This window comes from Bacillus sp. T17B1 (genome assembly GCF_026796395.1).
GTDB classification, from domain to species: domain Bacteria; phylum Bacillota; class Bacilli; order Bacillales; family Bacillaceae; genus Bacillus; species Bacillus spizizenii_A.
This window is the reverse complement of record NZ_JALAYA010000021.1, coordinates 1-19,113: the sequence shown is the minus strand read 5'-3', so window position 1 is coordinate 19,113 and position 19,113 is coordinate 1. Positions and strand designations below refer to the sequence as shown.

18 protein-coding genes are annotated in these 19,113 nt (G+C 44.4%); 13 read left to right on the top strand and 5 right to left on the bottom strand.

Annotated features, from left to right (window positions below):
- The first annotated feature begins 47 nt into the window (after positions 1-47).
- Positions 48-623, top strand: a complete 576-nt coding sequence (locus tag MOF34_RS11625) for a TetR/AcrR family transcriptional regulator (RefSeq protein WP_268400241.1) — start codon at positions 48-50, stop codon at positions 621-623.
- Between the two features lie 70 nt (positions 624-693).
- A complete protein-coding gene (locus tag MOF34_RS11620) occupies positions 694-3,021 on the top strand; it encodes a YhgE/Pip domain-containing protein (RefSeq protein ID WP_268400240.1) in 2,328 nt (775 codons plus the stop codon).
- Positions 3,022-3,063: 42 nt separating this feature from the next.
- On the opposite strand, the gene fabHB is transcribed toward MOF34_RS11620, so the two are convergent.
- Positions 3,064-4,041, bottom strand: coding sequence for a beta-ketoacyl-ACP synthase III FabHB (gene fabHB / locus MOF34_RS11615; protein WP_268400239.1), 978 nt, complete (start codon positions 4,039-4,041; stop codon positions 3,064-3,066).
- 125 nt (positions 4,042-4,166) lie between these two features.
- On the opposite strand from fabHB, the gene MOF34_RS11610 reads away from it, so the two are divergent.
- From MOF34_RS11610 to MOF34_RS11600, 3 genes are all read left to right on the top strand, one after another.
- A complete protein-coding gene (locus MOF34_RS11610) occupies positions 4,167-4,943 on the top strand; it encodes a YhfC family glutamic-type intramembrane protease (RefSeq protein WP_268400238.1) in 777 nt (258 codons plus the stop codon).
- 290 nt (positions 4,944-5,233) lie between these two features.
- Positions 5,234-6,274 (top strand): M42 family metallopeptidase, encoded by a 1,041-nt coding sequence (locus MOF34_RS11605; RefSeq protein ID WP_268400237.1) that lies wholly within the window; start codon positions 5,234-5,236, stop codon positions 6,272-6,274.
- 12 nt (positions 6,275-6,286) lie between these two features.
- Complete coding sequence (locus MOF34_RS11600; protein ID WP_268400236.1) at positions 6,287-6,694, top strand: ASCH domain-containing protein; 408 nt, start codon at positions 6,287-6,289, stop codon at positions 6,692-6,694.
- Positions 6,695-6,731: 37 nt separating this feature from the next.
- On the opposite strand, the gene gltT is transcribed toward MOF34_RS11600, so the two are convergent.
- Together gltT and yhfH are read right to left on the bottom strand one after the other, a co-directional pair.
- Positions 6,732-8,021: a glutamate/proton symporter GltT gene (gene gltT, locus MOF34_RS11595; RefSeq protein ID WP_268400235.1), complete on the bottom strand. Its 1,290-nt coding sequence runs from the start codon at positions 8,019-8,021 to the stop codon at positions 6,732-6,734.
- A 269-nt stretch (positions 8,022-8,290) separates the two neighbouring features.
- Positions 8,291-8,425, bottom strand: a complete 135-nt coding sequence (yhfH, locus tag MOF34_RS11590) for a protein YhfH (protein WP_003224325.1) — start codon at positions 8,423-8,425, stop codon at positions 8,291-8,293.
- A 157-nt stretch (positions 8,426-8,582) separates the two neighbouring features.
- Here yhfH and MOF34_RS11585 point away from each other — a divergent pair, with 157 nt between their 5' ends.
- From MOF34_RS11585 to lcfB, 4 genes are all read left to right on the top strand, one after another.
- Positions 8,583-9,317, top strand: coding sequence for an MBL fold metallo-hydrolase (locus MOF34_RS11585; protein WP_019713850.1), 735 nt, complete (start codon positions 8,583-8,585; stop codon positions 9,315-9,317).
- Between the two features lie 12 nt (positions 9,318-9,329).
- On the top strand, positions 9,330-10,325 hold the full coding sequence (gene lplJ, locus MOF34_RS11580; protein ID WP_268400234.1) for a lipoate--protein ligase LplJ: 996 nt from the start codon (positions 9,330-9,332) through the stop codon (positions 10,323-10,325).
- 64 nt (positions 10,326-10,389) lie between these two features.
- Positions 10,390-11,034, top strand: a complete 645-nt coding sequence (locus tag MOF34_RS11575) for an SDR family oxidoreductase (protein ID WP_268400233.1) — start codon at positions 10,390-10,392, stop codon at positions 11,032-11,034.
- A 117-nt stretch (positions 11,035-11,151) separates the two neighbouring features.
- On the top strand, positions 11,152-12,693 hold the full coding sequence (gene lcfB / locus MOF34_RS11570) for a long-chain-fatty-acid--CoA ligase LcfB (RefSeq protein ID WP_268400232.1): 1,542 nt from the start codon (positions 11,152-11,154) through the stop codon (positions 12,691-12,693).
- A 43-nt stretch (positions 12,694-12,736) separates the two neighbouring features.
- On the opposite strand, the gene MOF34_RS11565 is transcribed toward lcfB, so the two are convergent.
- Entirely contained in the window at positions 12,737-13,132 is a 396-nt protein-coding gene (locus MOF34_RS11565) for a hypothetical protein (protein ID WP_019713854.1), read from the bottom strand.
- Between the two features lie 149 nt (positions 13,133-13,281).
- On the opposite strand from MOF34_RS11565, the gene MOF34_RS11560 reads away from it, so the two are divergent.
- A complete protein-coding gene (locus tag MOF34_RS11560) occupies positions 13,282-14,562 on the top strand; it encodes a M48 family metallopeptidase (RefSeq protein WP_268400231.1) in 1,281 nt (426 codons plus the stop codon).
- A gap of 37 nt (positions 14,563-14,599) precedes the next feature.
- On the opposite strand, the gene aprE is transcribed toward MOF34_RS11560, so the two are convergent.
- Positions 14,600-15,745, bottom strand: a complete 1,146-nt coding sequence (gene aprE / locus MOF34_RS11555; protein WP_268400230.1) for a subtilisin AprE — start codon at positions 15,743-15,745, stop codon at positions 14,600-14,602.
- Positions 15,746-16,185: 440 nt separating this feature from the next.
- Between aprE and MOF34_RS11550 the strand changes: the two genes are divergently transcribed.
- The 3 genes from MOF34_RS11550 to MOF34_RS11540 all read left to right on the top strand — a co-directional run bounded on the left by MOF34_RS11550 (position 16,186) and on the right by MOF34_RS11540 (position 19,031).
- A complete protein-coding gene (locus MOF34_RS11550; protein ID WP_268400229.1) occupies positions 16,186-16,635 on the top strand; it encodes a GNAT family N-acetyltransferase in 450 nt (149 codons plus the stop codon).
- Positions 16,636-16,705: 70 nt separating this feature from the next.
- Positions 16,706-17,698 carry an NADPH:quinone oxidoreductase family protein gene (locus MOF34_RS11545; RefSeq protein ID WP_268400228.1) on the top strand — a complete coding sequence of 331 codons (993 nt, stop codon included), beginning with the start codon at positions 16,706-16,708 and terminating at the stop codon, positions 17,696-17,698.
- A gap of 361 nt (positions 17,699-18,059) precedes the next feature.
- Positions 18,060-19,031 (top strand): ABC transporter substrate-binding protein, encoded by a 972-nt coding sequence (locus MOF34_RS11540; RefSeq protein ID WP_268400227.1) that lies wholly within the window; start codon positions 18,060-18,062, stop codon positions 19,029-19,031.
- Positions 19,032-19,113 lie beyond the last annotated feature (82 nt).

Genomic DNA, 19,113 nt, shown 5'->3' with positions numbered 1-19,113 from the left:
TACTTAATGACTAAAATGTTCAAACGGTCAGTTTCGAGGTGAATACAATGTCAATAGATCGAAAAAAGCTCATTTTGGAGGCGGCCACTAAATCTTTCACCCAGTTCGGGTATAAAGCGACGACAATGGATCTTGTGGCCAAGCTTGCGAACGTGGGGAAGGGAACCATTTATACTTTTTTCAAAAACAAAGAAGAGCTGTTTGACGAGATTTTCACTACTTTATTGAAGGAAATGAAGCAAAAAGCGGACGAAGCGATGGAGCCGAACCTTCCGTTCCATGAAAATGTGCACAGGGCGCTGTTTGCCATTCTAGAGTTTAGGAAAACACATCAGCTGACGATTAAAATTTTCCAAGAAAATGCTGAGATTGGTACAATGGCAGTTCAGGAAGTGATCCAGAAAATGGAGCGAGGCATTCTGTCTTATATAAAAAGTAAAATTGAAGACGGGATTGAAAGCGGTGCAATCAAGCCGTGTGACCCTGAGCTAACAGCTTTTGTGATGCTGAAGCTTTATATCGCGCTCATTTTCGATTGGGAAAAACAGCATCCCCCGCTCGACAAAGAGACGATTGCGGAACTGCTTGAATTGTATGTTGTGAAAGGATTGTCAGCCAACTAGATAATCCTTTCTCTTTGCAAGAAAATGACCATTTTTCATAATGAGTCAGTTTTAGAATGGAGGCATCAGGATGAACACAATACGAAGTCAGTGGAAAGACATCGTAACAAGTAAAAAACTATTGATTCCCATTATTGCCATTTTGTTTGTCCCGCTTATTTACAGCGGCGTGTTCTTAAAGGCTTATTGGGATCCATACGGCACAGTTGACCAGCTGCCTGTCGTTGTTGTCAACCAAGACAAAGGAGCAACGTATGAAGGAGAAAAACTTCAAATCGGTGATGATCTGGTCAAAGAATTAAAGGATAATGACAACTTTGATTGGCATTTTTCAAGTGATCTCGACCAATCGTTAAAGGACTTATTAAATCAAAAATATTATTTAGTTGTTGAGATTCCTGAGGATTTTTCAAAGAATGCCAGCACTGTATTAGACAAAAATCCGAAGAAGCTGGATTTGAAATACCATACGAATGCCGGTTCGAACTATGTAGGGGCAACGATCGGTGAAAAAGCGATTGATAAACTGAAAGCCTCTGTTTCAAAAGAAGTGACCGAGCAATATACGAAAGTCATTTTTGATAACTTTAAAGATATCGCCAAAGGTTTGAGCGACGCGAGCAGCGGAGCGAAAAAAATCGATGACGGCACAAAGGATGCGAAAAACGGAAGCGCCCAGCTGAAAGAAAATCTGGAGAAGCTGAAGGAAAGCACTGCCACTATCAGTGACAAAACGGCGCAGCTTGCAGAAGGAGCGGCTCAGGTGACAAGCGGTATCCAATCACTTGACAGCTCGCTCGGAAAATTCCAGGACAGCAGCAGTACGATTTATGAAAACTCAGGAAAGCTTGCGGCAGGATTAGGCGAGCTGACGGGCAAGATGAATGAACTGCTTGGCGGCCTTCAAAACGTTCAGCAGGGCTTGCCTAATCTCACAAACGGGCTGGATCAGCTCAACAGTAAAGTCCAGGAAGGTTCTGAGAAGGCAACAAAAGCGGAAAAGATCATCAATGCAGTCGATTTAACGAAGCTTGAAACAGCTGTGAACAACCTGGAAAGCTCAGAAACAGCGATGAAAAATTTCCAAAAACTGCTGACGGACTTTGAAAACAGCTTAAAAAACCGTGATCAGGCATTTAAAAATCTCATCAATTCGAGTGATTTCTTAACAGCGGAGCAGAAGAGCCAGCTGATCAACTCTGTTGAGAAGAAGCTTCCGCAAGTTGATGCGCCTGATGTTGATAAAATCTTAAGCCAGCTGCCATCAGCTGCTCAGCTGCCTGACATTTCAGCGATGAAAAGCTCTCTGGAAGATGTGAAAGCGCAGGTGACACAGCTGAAAGCAATGCCGGAAGCTACTTCTAAGCTTTATAACGGCGCAAAAACGACTCAAGATGCGATCGACAGATTAACTGAAGGAGCCCAGAAGATATACAACGGTTCACAGCAACTGACAGAAAACCAAAATAAACTGACAGCCGGTATCGGTGAATATAATAAGCAATTCGCAAAAGCAAAAGCAGGCTCAGAGCAATTGGTGACAGGAAGCAGTCAAGTATCTGGCGGATTGCTGAAACTGTTAGACGGGTCTAAACAAGTCCAAAGCGGATCTTCAAAACTCGCAGAAGGATCTGAATCACTTGATACAGGTTTAGGCAAGCTATTAGACGGCACAGGAGAGCTGTCTAGTAAGCTGAAGGATGCGGCTGATCAAACAGGAGATATCGATGCTGACGATCAAACATACAGCATGTTTGCCGATCCGGTTAAAACCAAGGATGATGCCATCCATTCTGTTCCTAACTACGGGACAGGGCTGACACCTTATATCCTGTCAATGGGCTTGTATGTCGGCGGCATCATGCTGACGGTGGTCTTCCCGCTGAAGGAAGCGTCAGGACGTCCGAGAAACGGTTTTGAGTGGTTCTTCAGCAAATTCAATGTGATGATGCTCGTGGGAATCATTCAATCGGTGATTGTAGCGACGGTTCTGCTTCTTGGAATAGGACTCGAGGTTGAGAGCACGTGGAGATTTTACGTGTTTACGATTATTACTAGTCTCGCTTTCCTAGCGATGATTCAATTTTTGGCGACAACGATGGGCAATCCGGGGCGATTTATCGCAGTCATTATTTTGGTGCTTCAGCTCGGTGCCAGCGGAGGAACCTTCCCGTTAGAATTGCTCCCGAATTTCTATCAAGTCATCCATGGCGCATTGCCGATGACCTACAGCATAAACGGTTTCAGAGCGGTCATTTCAAACGGGGATTTTGGCTACATGTGGCAGATGGCCGGCGTCTTAATCGGCATTGCCCTCGTCATGATTGCGCTCAGCATTACTTACTTTACGATTTTAAGCCGGAAGGAAGAAACATCAGAAGAACAGCCGGCTTCATAATAAAAAAAGAACTTGTTTCCGATGAAACAAGTTCTTTTTTTATTACATTCCCCATTTGACAAGCAATCCTATATAGGTTAATCCGCCGCCAAACCCGAAAAGCATCAAGGTTTGGTCTCGTTCCAGCTTTCCGGCTTTCACTGCGAGATCCAGCGCCAAAATAATCGAAACAGAAGACGTGTTTCCGTAGTATTCGACACTGGTAAGCGTTTTTTCAATCGGGAACGGTGTTTTTTCACAAATCGACTCGATCATGCGCAGGTTGGCGCTGTGAGGCACAAACCAATCGAGGTCGCCGCTTGTCAGACCCGCTTGATGTAAAAGACGTTCAAATTCACGGGGAACAGTTCTCGCCGCCCATTTATACACTTCACGGCCGTTTTGGACCATTTTACCGGAACCGGCAAGCTGAACCCCGTTTTGTTCATTTCGCAGTCCGGCACGGTACAATATATCTCCGCCGTTCCCGCTTGTTCCTTGGACAGACGCAAGAAATCCGGGTGCCTTTTCATCTCGTTCAACCAACAGCGCACCTGCAGCGTCGCCGAAGAGAACACATGTCGTTCGATCAGTATAATCCGTTACTTTTGAAAGTGTCTCTCCGGCAATGACGAGAATTTTTTGATGAAGGCCGGATGAGATTAATCCGTTTGCCAAATGAAGGCCGTATGTCAGCCCGGCGCACGTCGCATTAATATCCAACGCGCCGGTGCTTTCCCAGCCGAAATATTCCTGCACACGGCATGCCGTACTCGGAAAGGCATAGTCAGATGTTGTTGTGGCAACGAGGATCATATCGATATCATCAAGTGTCCCTTCATAACGGCTCTTAAGATCCTTCACCGCTTCGATGCATAAATCAGAGGTGAACTGATGCTCATCCGCAATTCTCCGTTCTCTCATTCCTGTGCGCTGAACAATCCACTCATCTGACGTGTCAACAATCTTTTCTAAATCAGCATTGGTTAAGCGCCTGCTCGGCGCATAGGTGCCGATAGCTGTAATTTTTGCTTTTGACATATGAATCACTCCTTGTGATCAGATTATAACACTAGATATTAGTATCTGGTACTAAAAAGGGTTTTTCATAAAAAAAGAGAAAATGTGAGATAGGGAATCTAGAAATAAAAAAAGGAGGCTGGTAAATGGTCAGTCAAGAAGCAATAGTCTTTATGGCGGTCTCTGGGGCTATTGCGTTTTTATTGCCGATCGGATTGATAGTATGGTTTAGGCGAAAGTATGGCGCTTCGTTAAAGGTGTTTTTTATTGGTGCTCTCACGTTTTTTGTCTTTGCTCAGCTGTTGGAGGGCGGTGTTCACGTTTATGTACTGCAATTGAATGAAATGACGAAAGCAGCCATGCAAAATCCATTGTGGTATGGTGTTTACGGCTGTTTGATGGCTGGGATTTTTGAAGAGTGCGGAAGGTATATCATGATGAGAATAGTTTTGAAGCGCCATGATGCTTGGAAGGATGGCCTGGCCTTCGGAACGGGCCATGGCGGGCTTGAAGCTATCCTGATTACAGGCTTGTCCTCTATCTCGCTTATTGTGTACGCCATTGCGATTAATAGCGGAACGTTTGAACAGCTTTTAAACAATGAAGACATCAAACAGGTGCTTCTGCCGATACAGGAGCAGCTGCTGCACACCCATTCGTATGAATGGCTGCTGGGCGGAATAGAAAGAATCAGTGCGATGGCTGTTCAAATCGGGCTGTCGTTGCTTGTCTTGTATGCGGTTAAAAGCCGCAGGCCGCTGTTTTTGCTGTATTCTATTCTTTTACATGCACTCTTTAATGTTCCGGCGGTTTTATACCAAAAAGGTATTATAGAGCATGCTGCTGCTGTTGAAATCATTGTTGCTCTAATCGCTGTCATATCCGTCTATTGGATTGTAAAAGCAAAAAGTCTGTTTCGCTAAAAAGTCCAAGCGGCATAGTTTGCTCGTATTCATAGCATGGGTCATCAGCGTATTTCTGTTTTAGTCCTTAGCAATGAGCAAGCATCTGTGTTATTTACAAGAGAAACAGTGGTTTTTATTTTCTTCTTCTCGCAAGGGTTATGGCATATTTCTGTTTCTTGCAATGATCGTGGAAATTTCTGCTCTTTCCATGCTTACTACAGCATATGAGAGATTGATAGGAAAAGGTTGGACGGGCCCCTCGGGAAAAGAGTATATTTTATATAGAAAAGTAAAAGGAGGAATGTCCTATGACGTCCGTACGTAAAACAATGGAGCTCATTAAAGAACTTGTATCGATCCCAAGCCCGACAGGAAATACATATGAGGTGATCCATTATATTGAAAGCCTTTTAACAGAATGGAAGGTAGAAACGGTTCGGAACCATAAGGGCGGCTTAATTGCAACGCTTCCTGGACGCGATACATCCCGGCACCGCATGCTGACGGCGCACGTTGACACGCTCGGCGCTATGGTAAAAGAAATTAAAGCTGACGGCCGGCTGACAATTGATTTAATCGGCGGGTTCCGCTACAACTCGATTGAGGGGGAGTATTGCCAAATTGAAACGGCCTCGGGAAAAACGTATACAGGCACAATTTTAATGCATCAAACGTCAGTGCACGTATACAAAGACGCGGGAAAAGCTGAGCGGAATCAAGAGAATATGGAGATCCGCCTTGATGAACCTGTTCACTGCCGGAAAGATACTGAAGAGCTTGGCATTGGCGTCGGAGATTTTGTGTCGTTTGATCCCCGTGTCGAGATCACATCAAGCGGATTTATTAAATCGCGCCATTTGGATGACAAGGCAAGCGTCGCTTTATTGCTCCGCTTAATTCATCAAATTCAAACAGAAGAAATTGAATTGCCGTATACAACCCATTTTCTCATATCGAATAATGAAGAAATCGGATACGGCGGGAACTCGAATATTCCTCCTGAAACAGTCGAATATTTGGCGGTTGATATGGGTGCTATCGGTGACGGGCAGGCGACAGATGAATATTCAGTATCAATCTGTGTGAAGGATGCGAGCGGGCCGTATCATTATCAGCTGAGAAAGCATTTAGTCCATTTAGCCGAGAAGCATCATATCGACTATAAGCTTGATATTTACCCATACTACGGGTCGGATGCGTCAGCAGCGATCAAATCCGGGCATGATATTGTGCATGGCCTTATCGGGCCGGGAATTGACGCTTCGCATGCATTTGAACGCACCCATAAATCGTCTCTTTCCCATACGGCTAAGCTTCTTTACTATTATGTACAGTCACCGATGGTATAAGGGGAGAGGCGGATGAAGATATATAAGCTGAAAAGCACTTTCGGCTGGGAAGGTGATGACGGCTTAGGGGAACAGCTGATTCAGCAAATCCTCGCCGGAGAAAAAACAGCCACGTGTGCGCCGAAATCATTATATTCAAAAGATGAATTAATGGCCGTGTATCAAACATCGGGTCAGCTTGTTACCGTTTATGATAAACATGGCAATCCGAGATGCAATATAAAAGTGACCGATGTATTTGAAACGACCTTTGGAGCGCCTGATATAAGGTTAGTCAAAGGAGAGGGCAATGCAGACCGAATTGAGGAATTTCAGAAAGACCACCGGATGGCATGGGCGGAACTGATCAAAAACGGTGAAGTGGAGCTAAATGAGGGTACTGTTTTGATTACAGAGCTGTTTGAGCTTGTTCAAGAATAGAAAAAGCCTGTGGGGCAAGAACCCCGCAGGCTTTTCATTAACCGGAAATGGTTGCGTTTTGGTCTGCTTTTGCTTGAGACATGACAGTTTCTGCTTTCGCAGGATTAAACATGCCTTCCCACTTAGACATTACAACGGCAGCAAGCGCGTTACCAGTCAGGTTGACAACTGTACGTGCCATGTCCATGATCCGGTCTACGCCGGCAATAAAGGCAAGTCCTTCAGCCGGAACGCCGATCGTGCCAAGTGTCGCAAGCAAGACGACAAAAGAAGTACCAGGCACGGCAGCCATCCCTTTAGATGTCACCATTAGGACGAGCACAAGCGTAATTTGGTGCCAAATCGTCAAATCAATTCCGTATACCTGTGCCAAAAACAGCGCGGCAATAGATTGATAGAGTACGGAACCGTCTAAGTTAAACGTATATCCAATCGGAATGACAAATGAAACAATACCTTTCGGGCAGCCGATTTTCTCCATCTTTTCCATGATGCGCGGAAGAACGGTTTCAGAGCTGGACGTACTGAACGCCAGTAAAATTTCGTCCTTCATATATGCAAGGAATTTGAAAATGTTGATGCCGGCAATTTTTGCAACAATTCCAAACACGACAATTAAGAAGAAAGCAAGTGCGATATACACCAGTCCGACAAGCTTTCCGAGAGAAAGAAGAGAACTGAGCCCGAATTTAGACACAGTCACTCCGATGAGCGCGAAAACGCCGAATGGCGCTACTTTCATCACAAGGTTTACAACGTGGAACATGGCATGGGAAACGCCTTCAAAAAAGGCTAATACAGGCTTGCCTCGTTCACCGATCGCGGAAATACCCAATGCAAATAAAACTGTAAAGCAGATGATGGCAAGAAGATCCCCTTCGACCAAGGACTGGAAGAAGTTTGTCGGCACAATGTGCAGGAACGTTTCCGCCACTGATTTATTGCTTTGCTCTTTTTCAGTTTCAACATATTGACTTATGTCAGATTTTTGAGCTTCGTGTATATTAACTCCTGTACCCGGATGGAAGATGTTTGCAAGGGCTAGTCCGAGAATGATAGCAAAAGTCGTAATGATCTCGAAGTACAGAATTGTTCTGAAGCCTAATTTACCGACTTGCTTTCCATTTCCTGCACCGGCTACACCGATGATTAAGCTGGAGACAACAATAGGAATCACTATCATTTTGATTAAGCGTAAAAAGAGATCCCCGATTGGCTGCAGGTAAGTAGGCAATGCTGGGTTGCCATACCAAATAACGCCAACAATAACACCTAGAATAAGTCCAACGAATATTTGTGTGGCTAATCCAAACTTAATTCTTTTCATAGATTACCTCCCAAAAAACAAAGTATCAACATATATCATGAATAGACATATATTTAATCTCACTATTAGATCAAATTATAATAGATAAGAAATGAATTCGTCTATAGTAAATTATATTTAGAAAATAAGAAATTTTCTAAAATGAGGCTGGATTCACCAGAATTATCTAAAAACAGGTGAGCTTTGACCTAACGTAATTATTATTTCGAAATAAAGAAGTGTGGAAAAATAAAGAAAACCCCGCGCATGCTGCGCGAGATATTTACTCTTTATAAATCGTTAACTTTTATACAGTCATTGCAGATGTTTCCATAACACTCATGCTGCTCTTCTATCTTTTTTCCGCATTCCGCGCACTTTTTCGAAGGCAGGTTTCTAAAAAAATCTGTGATTTTCCCCAGCATAACCAATCCCTCTTTCCCCTTTGTAGTGCCTTCATTGTAATATAACAGATTATAAAAATCAATAACTGTTTTGATACAATGTTTAAAACATGCTTTTTTTAAGAAAAATGGGTATATTGAAGGAGGATCAATTTTCTTGAAAAGATAGGAGGACATTATGAAAGTTACAGTTATCGGATGCTATGGCGGTTTTCCGGCGGCAAATGAAGCGACGTCGGGCTATCTATTTCAGTCAGGTGATTATTCTTTGCTTGTTGATTGCGGCAGTGCCGTATTATCTAAGCTGTTCGGGTATGTGCCGGCGGAAAAGCTGGATGCGGTGATTCTGTCTCATTATCACCATGACCATATCGCGGACATCGGGCCGCTGCAATTTGCCAAACAAGTCGGTTCGTTTCTCGGCAAAGGAGAGCATACACTTCCAATTTACGGACATGATGCTGATATAGAACAGTTTCAAAAGCTTACATATAAAACACATACGAAAGGCATTGCCTATCAGCCGGATCAGCCGCTGACTGTCGGTCCGTTTACGGTCACCTTTTTAAAAACAATTCACCCGGTGACGTGCTATGCCATGCGGATTACTGACGGCAGCCATACTGTCGTATATACCGCTGATTCCAGCTACCAGGATTCATTTATTCCATTTTCGAAAAATGCCGATTTGCTGATCTCAGAATGCAATTTTTATGCTGATCAAGACGGGACAAGCGCAGGCCATATGAACAGCCTGGAAGCCGGACGAATTGCAAAAGAAGCGGGAGCGGGAGAGCTCCTGCTGACGCATTTGCCGCATTTCGGCGTGCATGATAATCTTCGCAAAGAAGCGAAAACCGTTTTTAGCGGGGAAGTGAATCTTGCGAAGTCAGGTTTTGTGTGGGAAGGATAAAGGAGGAGCACCATGTTATTTATCGACAATCAAAATATCAATGATCCGCGGATCAATCTTGCTATCGAGGAGTACTGTGTAAAGCATTTAGACCCTAAACAGCCGTATTTGCTCTTTTACGTGAATCAGCCTTCTATTATCATTGGGAAAAACCAAAATACAATAGAAGAAATCAATACAAAATATGTAGAGGAAAACGGGATTGTCGTCGTCCGCCGTTTATCAGGCGGAGGCGCTGTTTATCATGATCTGGGAAATTTGAATTTCAGCTTTATCACAAAGGATGATGGGGACAGCTTTCATAACTTCAAAAAATTCACTGAGCCAGTGATCCAGGCATTACATCAGCTTGGGGTTGAAGCAGAACTGAGCGGCCGGAACGACATAGTAGTAAATGGCCGGAAAATATCCGGAAACGCCCAGTTTGCAACAAAAGGACGCATTTTCAGCCACGGCACTCTCATGTTTGATTCAGCCATTGATCATGTTGTGTCAGCGTTAAAGGTGAAAAAGGATAAAATTGAATCAAAAGGCATCAAATCGATCAGAAGCCGAGTGGCAAACATCAGTGAGTTTCTCGATGATAAAATGACTACGGAAGAATTCCGCAGCCACTTGCTTCGCCATATTTTCAACACAAATGACATTCAAAACGTACCTGAGTATAAGCTGACCGAAAAAGATTGGGAGGCAATCCATCAAATTTCGAAAGAGCGCTACCAGAATTGGGATTGGAACTATGGCCGTTCACCAAAATTTAACCTTAATCATTCGAAACGTTATCCGATCGGATCGATAGATTTGCGTCTGGAAGTCAAGAAAGGCAAAATTGAGGACTGCAAAATCTTCGGAGATTTCTTCGGTGCCGGTGATGTATCTGAAATTGAAAACCTGCTGGTTGGAAAACAATATGAACGCAGTGTCATCGCTGACGCGCTGGAAGGTGTGAATCTTAAGCATTACTTTGGGAACATTACGAAAGAGGATTTCCTTGATCTGATTTATTAAGGCAAAACACATTGTTTGAAAGAGCGGTTGTGATTTTGAAATAATGGAGGCAGGAGGGATTCACATGAAAGTGTTTTTAATCGGAGCGAACGGACAAATCGGACAAAGACTCGTTTCTTTATTCCGAGACAATCCTGATCATTCTGTCAGAGCGATGGTCAGAAAAGAAGAACAGAAAGCGTCTCTCGAAGCTGCAGGTGCAGAAGCTGTGCTTGCGAATCTGGAAGGCAGCCCCGAAGAAATCGCTGCCGCGGCAAAAGGCTGCGACGCGATCATTTTTACAGCGGGTTCAGGCGGCAGCACAGGCTATGATAAAACGCTACTGGTGGATCTAGACGGAGCGGCAAAAGCGATGGAAGCAGCGGATATTGCGGGCATCAAGCGGTTTATCATGGTTAGCGCTCTGCAAGCCCAAAACCGTGAAAATTGGAATGAATCACTTAAACCTTATTATGTGGCTAAGCATTACGCTGATAAAATTCTTGAATCAAGCGGCTTAACCTATACGATTATCCGTCCGGGAGGCCTTCGCAATGAGTCAGGAACGGGAACTGTTTCAGTCGCCGCCGATCTGGAACGGGGATTCATTTCCCGTGATGACGTGGCAAAAACGGTCATTGCTTCTTTAGATGAAACCAATACGGAAAATCGGACCTTTGATCTGACAGAAGGAGATACACCGATTCCCGAAGCATTAAAGAAACTATAACAGTACTGACACTCAGGGCTTTTTGCTCTTGAGTGTTTTTTTCTGTTTCTCTATAATGAAGGGGAAAGCTAGGCTTCAATAATGAATGACTATTCATTCACTTTAAGGGGTGGGAGAATGAATCTTGTTTCCAAATTAGAAGAAACAGCATCTGAGAAGCCCGACAGCATCGCATGCAGGTTTAAGGATCGCATGATGACGTATCAGGAGCTGAATAAAAAAGTTCAGCGATTTGCGGACGGCCTTCAGGAAGCCGGTATGGAGAAAGGGGACCATCTAGCTTTGCTGCTTGGCAATTCGCCGGATTTTATCATCGCGTTTTTTGGTGCGTTAAAAGCTGGGATTGTGGTAGTGCCCATCAACCCGCTGTACACGCCCACAGAAATCGGTTATATGCTGACAAATGGCGATGTAAAGGCGATCGTGGGCGTTGACCAGCTCTTGCCGCTTTATGAGAGCATGCATGAATCGCTGCCAAAGGTTGAGCTCGTCATTTTATGCCAGACGGGAGATACCGAATCAGAAGCTTCAGACCCAGAGGTCAGGATGAAAATGACAACGTTTGCAAAGATATTGTGTCCTACATCTGCCGCTAAACAAAGCCCGGAGATTGTTCCTGATGATACCGCGGTCATTTTGTATACGTCAGGAACGACCGGAAAACCAAAAGGCGCAATGTTGACCCATCAAAATTTGTACAGCAATGCCAACGATGTCGCCTGCTATTTGGGAATGGATGAGAAGGACAATGTGGTCTGCACTCTTCCTATGTTCCACGTGTTTTGTTTAACCGTCTGTATGAATGCCCCGCTGATGAGCGGCGCAACTGTTTTAATTGAGCCTCAATTCAGTCCTGCATCTATTTTTCAGCTTGTTAAGCAGCGCCAGGCAACCATTTTTGCCGGTGTGCCTACGATGTATAATTATCTGTTTCAGCATGAAAACGGAAAGAAAGATGACTTTTCTTCCATTCGGCTGTGCATTTCGGGAGGTGCGGCGTTGCCAGTCGCGCTGCTGACCTCGTTTGAAGAAAAATTCGGTGTGACCATTTTGGAAGGATACGGGCTTTCGGAAGCATCGCCCGTGACGTGTTTTAACCCGTTTGACAGAGGCAGAAAGCCGGGCTCCATCGGGACAAGTATCTTACATGTCGAAAACAAGGTCGTAGATCCGCTCGGACGCGAGCTGCCCGAACACCAGGTCGGCGAATTGATCGTGAAAGGCCCCAATGTGATGAAGGGCTATTATAAAATGCCGATGGAAACAAAGCATGCGTTAAAAGACGGGTGGCTTTATACGGGGGATTTGGCAAGAAGAGATGAGGACGGCTATTTTTACATTGTTGACCGGAAAAAAGACATGATCATTGTAGGAGGATACAACGTGTATCCGCGCGAGGTAGAGGAAGTGCTCTACAGCCACCCAGATGTCAAGGAGGCGGTTGTCATCGGGGTGCCGGACGCCCAAAGCGGGGAAGCGGTAAAGGGATATATTGTGCCAAAACGCTCTGGCGTAACAGAAGCGGATATCATGCAGCACTGTGAAAAACATCTCGCCAAATATAAACGGCCCGCTGCCATTACGTTTCTTGACGACATTCCTAAAAATGCGACGGGGAAAATGCTCAGGCGGGCGCTGAGAGATATTTTGCCTCAATAAATAATACGAAAAAAGCGAAGCGGCGAGCTTCGCTTTTTCAATTTCAATCCTTTGCTTCTTTTTTAATAATGTTAAGCAGCGCCTTTGTATCTCTTTTACTTAATTTGTAGTATGTCCCGTCCTTCAAATAAACGGCCTGCTGGCTGCCGTCAACCCATAGTCTGAATGAGTCGTACCGGTCTTTATGAAACTTGATTGTCCCTTCGTAATCAGGGGTTGATGTTTTTTCTGTCTTTAGCTGTTTTCCCTGATTCATAATATCCAGCATGTCTTTGACGTACTGCCTTTTTTCAATCTCGATATCTTCCCGGCCGCTTGAAGACAGCGTGATCAAATCCGCGTCTACCGATTGGTACACTTCGCCTGACCGGCTGTAAAGATAGAAAAATGCAAGAAACACAAGACCAATAACCACGATGGCTGCCACTATTTTTTTCATTTGCATCACTCCAAACATAGTTAGTTTTCCCAGTGATAAGGCAATCCATGCCTAATAGGACGGAAAAGTAAGGATACACAGCTTGGTTCTAAGAATTTGCATTTATGATTACAATAGAAGTAACGGGTTGATGTGAGGAGTGAGGCGTTATGCGCAAGTGGATTGCGGCAGCAGGGCTTGCTTACGTGCTGTACGGGCTGTTTTTTTATTGGTACTTTTTCCTGTCGGGTGATTCCACAGTACCGGAGGCTGTGAAAGGGACGCAGGCTGATCCGGCTTCTTTTATGAAGCCGTCTGAATTGGCAGTGGCCGAGAAGTATTCAAATGTAAAAAATTTTTTATTTTTTATAGGGCTTCCTCTTGATTGGTTTTTGTTCTTTGTATTGCTGGTCAGCGGCGTTTCAAAGAAAATCAAGAAATGGATGGAAGCAGCCGTGCCCTTTCGTTTTTTGCAGATTATTGGTTTTGTGTTTGTGCTTTCGCTGGTTACAACGTTAGTGACGCTGCCTTTAGATTGGATAGGCTATCAAGTATCGCTTGACTACAATATTTCCACACAGACAGCGGCCAGCTGGGCTAAGGATCAGGTCATAGACTTTTGGATCAGCTTTCCGATCTTTACGCTCTGCGTTCTCGTGTTTTATTGGCTGATCAAAAGGCATGAAAAAAAATGGTGGTTATACGCTTGGCTGTTAACTGTGCCGTTTTCGCTGTTTCTGTTTTTTATTCAGCCGGTCATTATCGATCCTTTATACAATGATTTTTATCCGCTGAAAAACAAGGAACTTGAAAGCAAAATTTTAGAGCTGGCAGAAGAAGCCGATATCCCGGCTAATCATGTATATGAAGTGAACATGTCCGAAAAAACAAATGCGCTTAACGCCTATGTCACAGGAATCGGGGCGAACAAACGGATTGTATTGTGGGATACGACGCTTAACAAGCTTGACGATTCTGAAATTCTCTTTATTATGGGCCACGAAATGGGCCATTATGTCATGAAGCACGTCTATATCGGACTGGCTGGCTATTTGCTCGTGTCGCTCGCCGGATTTTATGTCATTGATAAGCTTTACAAGCGAACGGTCCGCTTTACCCGCAGCATGTTTCATTTGGAGGGACGGCATGACCTTGCAGCACTGCCGCTGTTGTTGCTTTTGATGTCCGTTTTGAGCTTTGCGGTCACGCCTTTTTCTAACGCGGTCTCGCGGTATCAGGAGAATCAGGCTGACCGGTATGGGATTGAGCTGACGGAGAACAGAGAAGCCGCTGTGAAGACGTTTCAGGATTTGGCTGTGACGGGACTGAGCCAGGTTGATCCTCCCGTGCTTGTAAAAATTTTTAGAGGCAGCCACCCTTCGATCATGGAACGGATACAACACGCGGAAAAAGAAGAGAATGCGTCAGAACATCAGGATGCTGACAAATAAAAAGAAGCAGGTATGGAGGACCTGCTTCTTTTTGATATTATTGTGCAGCTGCTTGTACGTTGATTAACCCTTTTCCATAGTAGAAAGAGCTTCCAAGGTATGTTGCAGTGCTTTCTAAACGATCACGGACTTGCGCGTTTGTCCAAGTCGGGTGTTTAGATAGAATTAACGCTGCTGCTCCGGCAACGTGAGGAGTCGCCATTGACGTTCCGTTGTAAGCGCCGTAAGTGCCTCCAGGTAGTGTGCTTTGGATGGATACACCAGGAGCCATCACATCAAGCTCAGGACCTACGCTTGAGAATGAACCTCTTTGGTTGCTGCTGTTTACCGCACCTACCGCAATGGTAGAAGGATATTTTGCAGGATAGCCGATTGTGCTTGAGCTTCCGGAAGTGCCTTCATTTCCGGCTGCAGCAACAACGACGATACCGCTGGCTACGGCTCTATCAACGACTGATTTCAACGCTGTAGAACCAGAAGGTCCGCCAAGGCTCATGTTAATCACGTCCATATTGTTGGAAATGGCCCACTCAATGCCGTTAATAATCCAGCTGTATTGGCCGTTTCCTGTTGAATCAAGAACTTTTACCGCATATAACGATGCGTTTGGCGCTACGCCCAAAACACCGATTGAGTTATTAAGTGCGGCAACCGTACCGGCTACATGCGTGCCGTGAGAACTGCCATCTTGGTATGGGTTTGTTTCAGAAGGTACGAAGCTTGCTCCGCCTCTGACGTTTAAGTCAGGATGAGAAGAATCAATTCCGCTGTCGATAACAGCTACTTTTACGTTAGAGCCTGTGTAGCCTTGAGAGTGAAGAGCCGGCGCTTTAATTTGAGAAATGCCATAAGGAACAGATTGCGCATATTGATGTGCAATATGATCTTCTTCCACATATGCAACGCTCGGATCTTGTTTTAATTCTTTTACAGCTTTTTCATTCAACGTTGCTGCGGCTGCGTTAACATACTTAAACTGCTTTTGAACCTTTCCGCCTTTCTCAGAAATAACATCCTTTTTCTTAGCGGAACTCATCGCACTCATTGTCTGTTTAAATCCGACAATATACTTCTTTTCTGTACTGCTTTTTCCGGCAGCCTGCGCAGACATGTTGCTGAACGCCATCGTAAAGATTAACGTTAACGCAAACAACAAGCTGATCCACAATTTTTTGCTTCTCACTCTTTACCCTCTCCTTTTAAAAAACTCAGAGTAGACTTATTTAAAGACTATTCTGTTAATTAATTGTACTAGATGGAATAATATATTAGTAGACCCATTTTTTCGCGATGATTTCATCTCTATTTAGGTATATCATCTCTCGCTATTTTTGCAGAAACTCCAAGTCACTAATTTTATACAGAAAAGAACGAAAATAGACATGAGTAAATGTTCATTATGTTGAAAAGTCATGCTTTTTCAGGTCAAATGCTCCTGAGTCCCGGCAAATTCCTGTCGAAAAAAATCCTTCAAATGACCTGCGTTTATTTTGGAGAGATCGATGGATATTATCGTGATATTTTTTCTATGCATGCTGATAAAAGTATTCTGTAAAAGGGACTTTACAGAAAATTCTATAAAAGTTAGAATAAAACGATTATAGAGAGGAAGGAAGAAATGAGATGAACATTCGCCAAGCAAAGCTATCAGATGCAACAGCTATTGCGCCGCTGTTTAACCAGTATCGGGAATTTTATAAGCAGGCGTCCGATCTGAAAGGGGCAGAGGCTTTTTTGAAAGCGCGTCTGGAAAATGACGAGTCTATGATTTTGATAGCAGAAGAAAATGGAGAATTCATAGGCTTTACCCAGCTCTATCCCACGTTTTCTTCTGTGTCTATGAAAAAAATTTACATATTAAATGACTTATTCGTCGCTCCTCATGCGCGGACAAAGGGAGCCGGCGGGCAGCTGCTGTCTGCCGCAAAGGATTTTGCTGCGGAAAACGGGGCAAACCGTTTATTGCTTCAGACGGAACACCACAACCGGACGGCAAGAAGCTTATATGAGCAAAACGGCTATGAAGAGGAAACTGCATTTGTCCATTATCGTCTCAATGTGCCGGCGAAGTAAAATTGAAGCTTGATGATTTGGTTTTTTGAACCTTCTTCGGTTACGATATAAATGAAAAGGAGTGTGACGAATGTCAACGTTATTTCAAGCATTGCTGGCAGAGAAACATGCCGATGATGTTTCAGTCCATGTGAAAACCATGTCAACAGAGGATTTGCCGAAAGACGGTGTCCTGATTAAAATCGCTTATTCCGGCATCAATTATAAAGATGGTCTGGCCGGAAAAGCAGACGGCAATATCGTCAGAGAGTATCCGCTTATTTTGGGTATTGATGCTGCGGGTACGGTTGTCTCTTCCAATGATCCGCGCTTTGCCGAGGGGGATGAGGTAATTGCGACAAGCTATGAGCTTGGTGTCTCCCGCGATGGCGGATTAAGTCAATATGCTTCAGTGCCTGGTGACTGGCTGGTGCCTCTGCCAGCGAATCTTACACTAAAAGAAGCGATGGCGTACGGAACGGCTGGATTTACTGCGGCGTTATCGGTGCATCGGCTTGAACAGAACGGCCTGTCTCCAGAAAAAGGGAGCGTGCTTGTCACAGGAGCAACCGGCGGTGTCGGCGGAATTGCGGTATCGATGCTGAACAAGCGGGGCTATGATGTGGTGGCAAGCACCGGAAACCGGGATGCGGCTGATTTTTTGAAGCAGCTCGGTGCAAGCAAAGTGATCAGCAGGGAAGAGGTTTATGACGGATCGCTTAAGGCGCTGTCCAAGCAGCATTGGCAGGGAGCGGTTGATCCTGTCGGCGGAAAACAGCTTGCCTCGCTTTTAAGCAAAATCCAATATGGCGGAGCTGTCGCGGTGAGCGGCTTAACGGGCGGGGGAGAAGTTCCTGCAACAGTTTATCCATTTATCCTTCGCGGGGTCAGCCTGCTCGGAATCGATTCAGTGTACTGTCCGATGGATGTCAGAGCCGCTGTTTGGGAGCGCATGTCTTCTGATCTCAAGCCCGATCAGCTGCTGACTATCGTGGACAGGGAAGTACCATTGGCAGAAGCGCCGGCTGCGTTAAACGATATTTTGCAAAATCGCATTCAAGGAAGAGTCATTGTGAAGCTTTAACAGGATCTGCTTGCAGAGAAAGCTATGTTTTTCTGCAAGCTTTTTTGTGTACATGATGTGAAGCTGCTGTACCGCTGTGTCCTGAAACAATTTGCCATTCTAAGTAAACTCACCTTCAAATGGGGTGATTTAAGATTCTGATGTGCTGATCCAATACACATAAAGATAATGTCATCAGCCAGGAGTTTATCCAATGATTCCGTGTCACTTGAAAGTATGGCTGTTATGAACCGTTCCCGTATATTGAACTTTCTCTTCTCATTTTAATCATAATTAGTGATAATGATTCTCATTCCGTGTTATACTATCTTTTGGACACTTAATCTTAGAAACTACCTACATACAGGAGAGACTGGAACATATGAAAAAAACACTGATTATTCTTACAGTTTTGCTTCTTTCTGTTTTAACGGCTGCCTGCTCGTCTTCAAGCGGCAATCAAAACAGCAAAGAAAATAAAGTGGCGGTAACACATGATTTAGGGAAGACCAATGTGCCTAAGCATCCTAAGCGGGTTGTTGTTCTTGAGCTTGGTTTTATAGACACACTGCTTGATCTCGGCATTACGCCTGTCGGGGTTGCCGATGATAATAAAGCGAAGCAGCTGATCAACAAGGATGTGCTGAAGAAAATTGACGGCTACACATCTGTCGGCACTCGCTCACAGCCAAGCATGGAAAAAATCGCTTCATTAAAACCCGATTTAATTATTGCTGACACGACCCGTCATAAGAAAGTATACGATCAGCTGAAAAAAATTGCGCCGACGATTGCGCTAAATAATTTAAATGCTGATTATCAGGATACAATTGACGCTTCACTTACGATTGCAAAAGCAGTCGGCAAGGAGAAGGAAATGGAGAAAAAGCTGACGGCACATGAAGAAAAACTTAGCGAGACAAAGCAGAAAATCAGCGCTAACAGCCAGTCCGTCCTTCTGATTGGAAATACAAATGATACGATTATGGCAAGAGATGAAAATTTCTTTACATCAAGACTTTTAACACAGGCCGGCTATCGATATGCGATCAGCACGACAGAAAACAGTGAATCAAGCAATGGCGGCGACTCAGTGAACATGAAGATGACACTTGAGCAGCTGCTAAAAACAGATCCGGATGTGATTATTCTGATGACAGGAAAAACAGATGACATCGATGCGGACGGTAAACGCCCAATCGAAAAGAATATACTTTGGAAGAAGCTGAAGGCAGTGAAAAACGGACATGTGTACCACGTGGACCGTACGGTGTGGTCTCTGCGCCGCAGTGTGGACGGAGCGAATGCCATTTTGGATGAGCTTCAGAAAGAGATGCCGGCTAAGAAGAAATAAAAGAAAAGACAGGCGAACGTGATATTATCCCCTCTAAGTAGACAGTGTAAAAAGCCCACTTTTCAAAAGTGGCTGTTACACT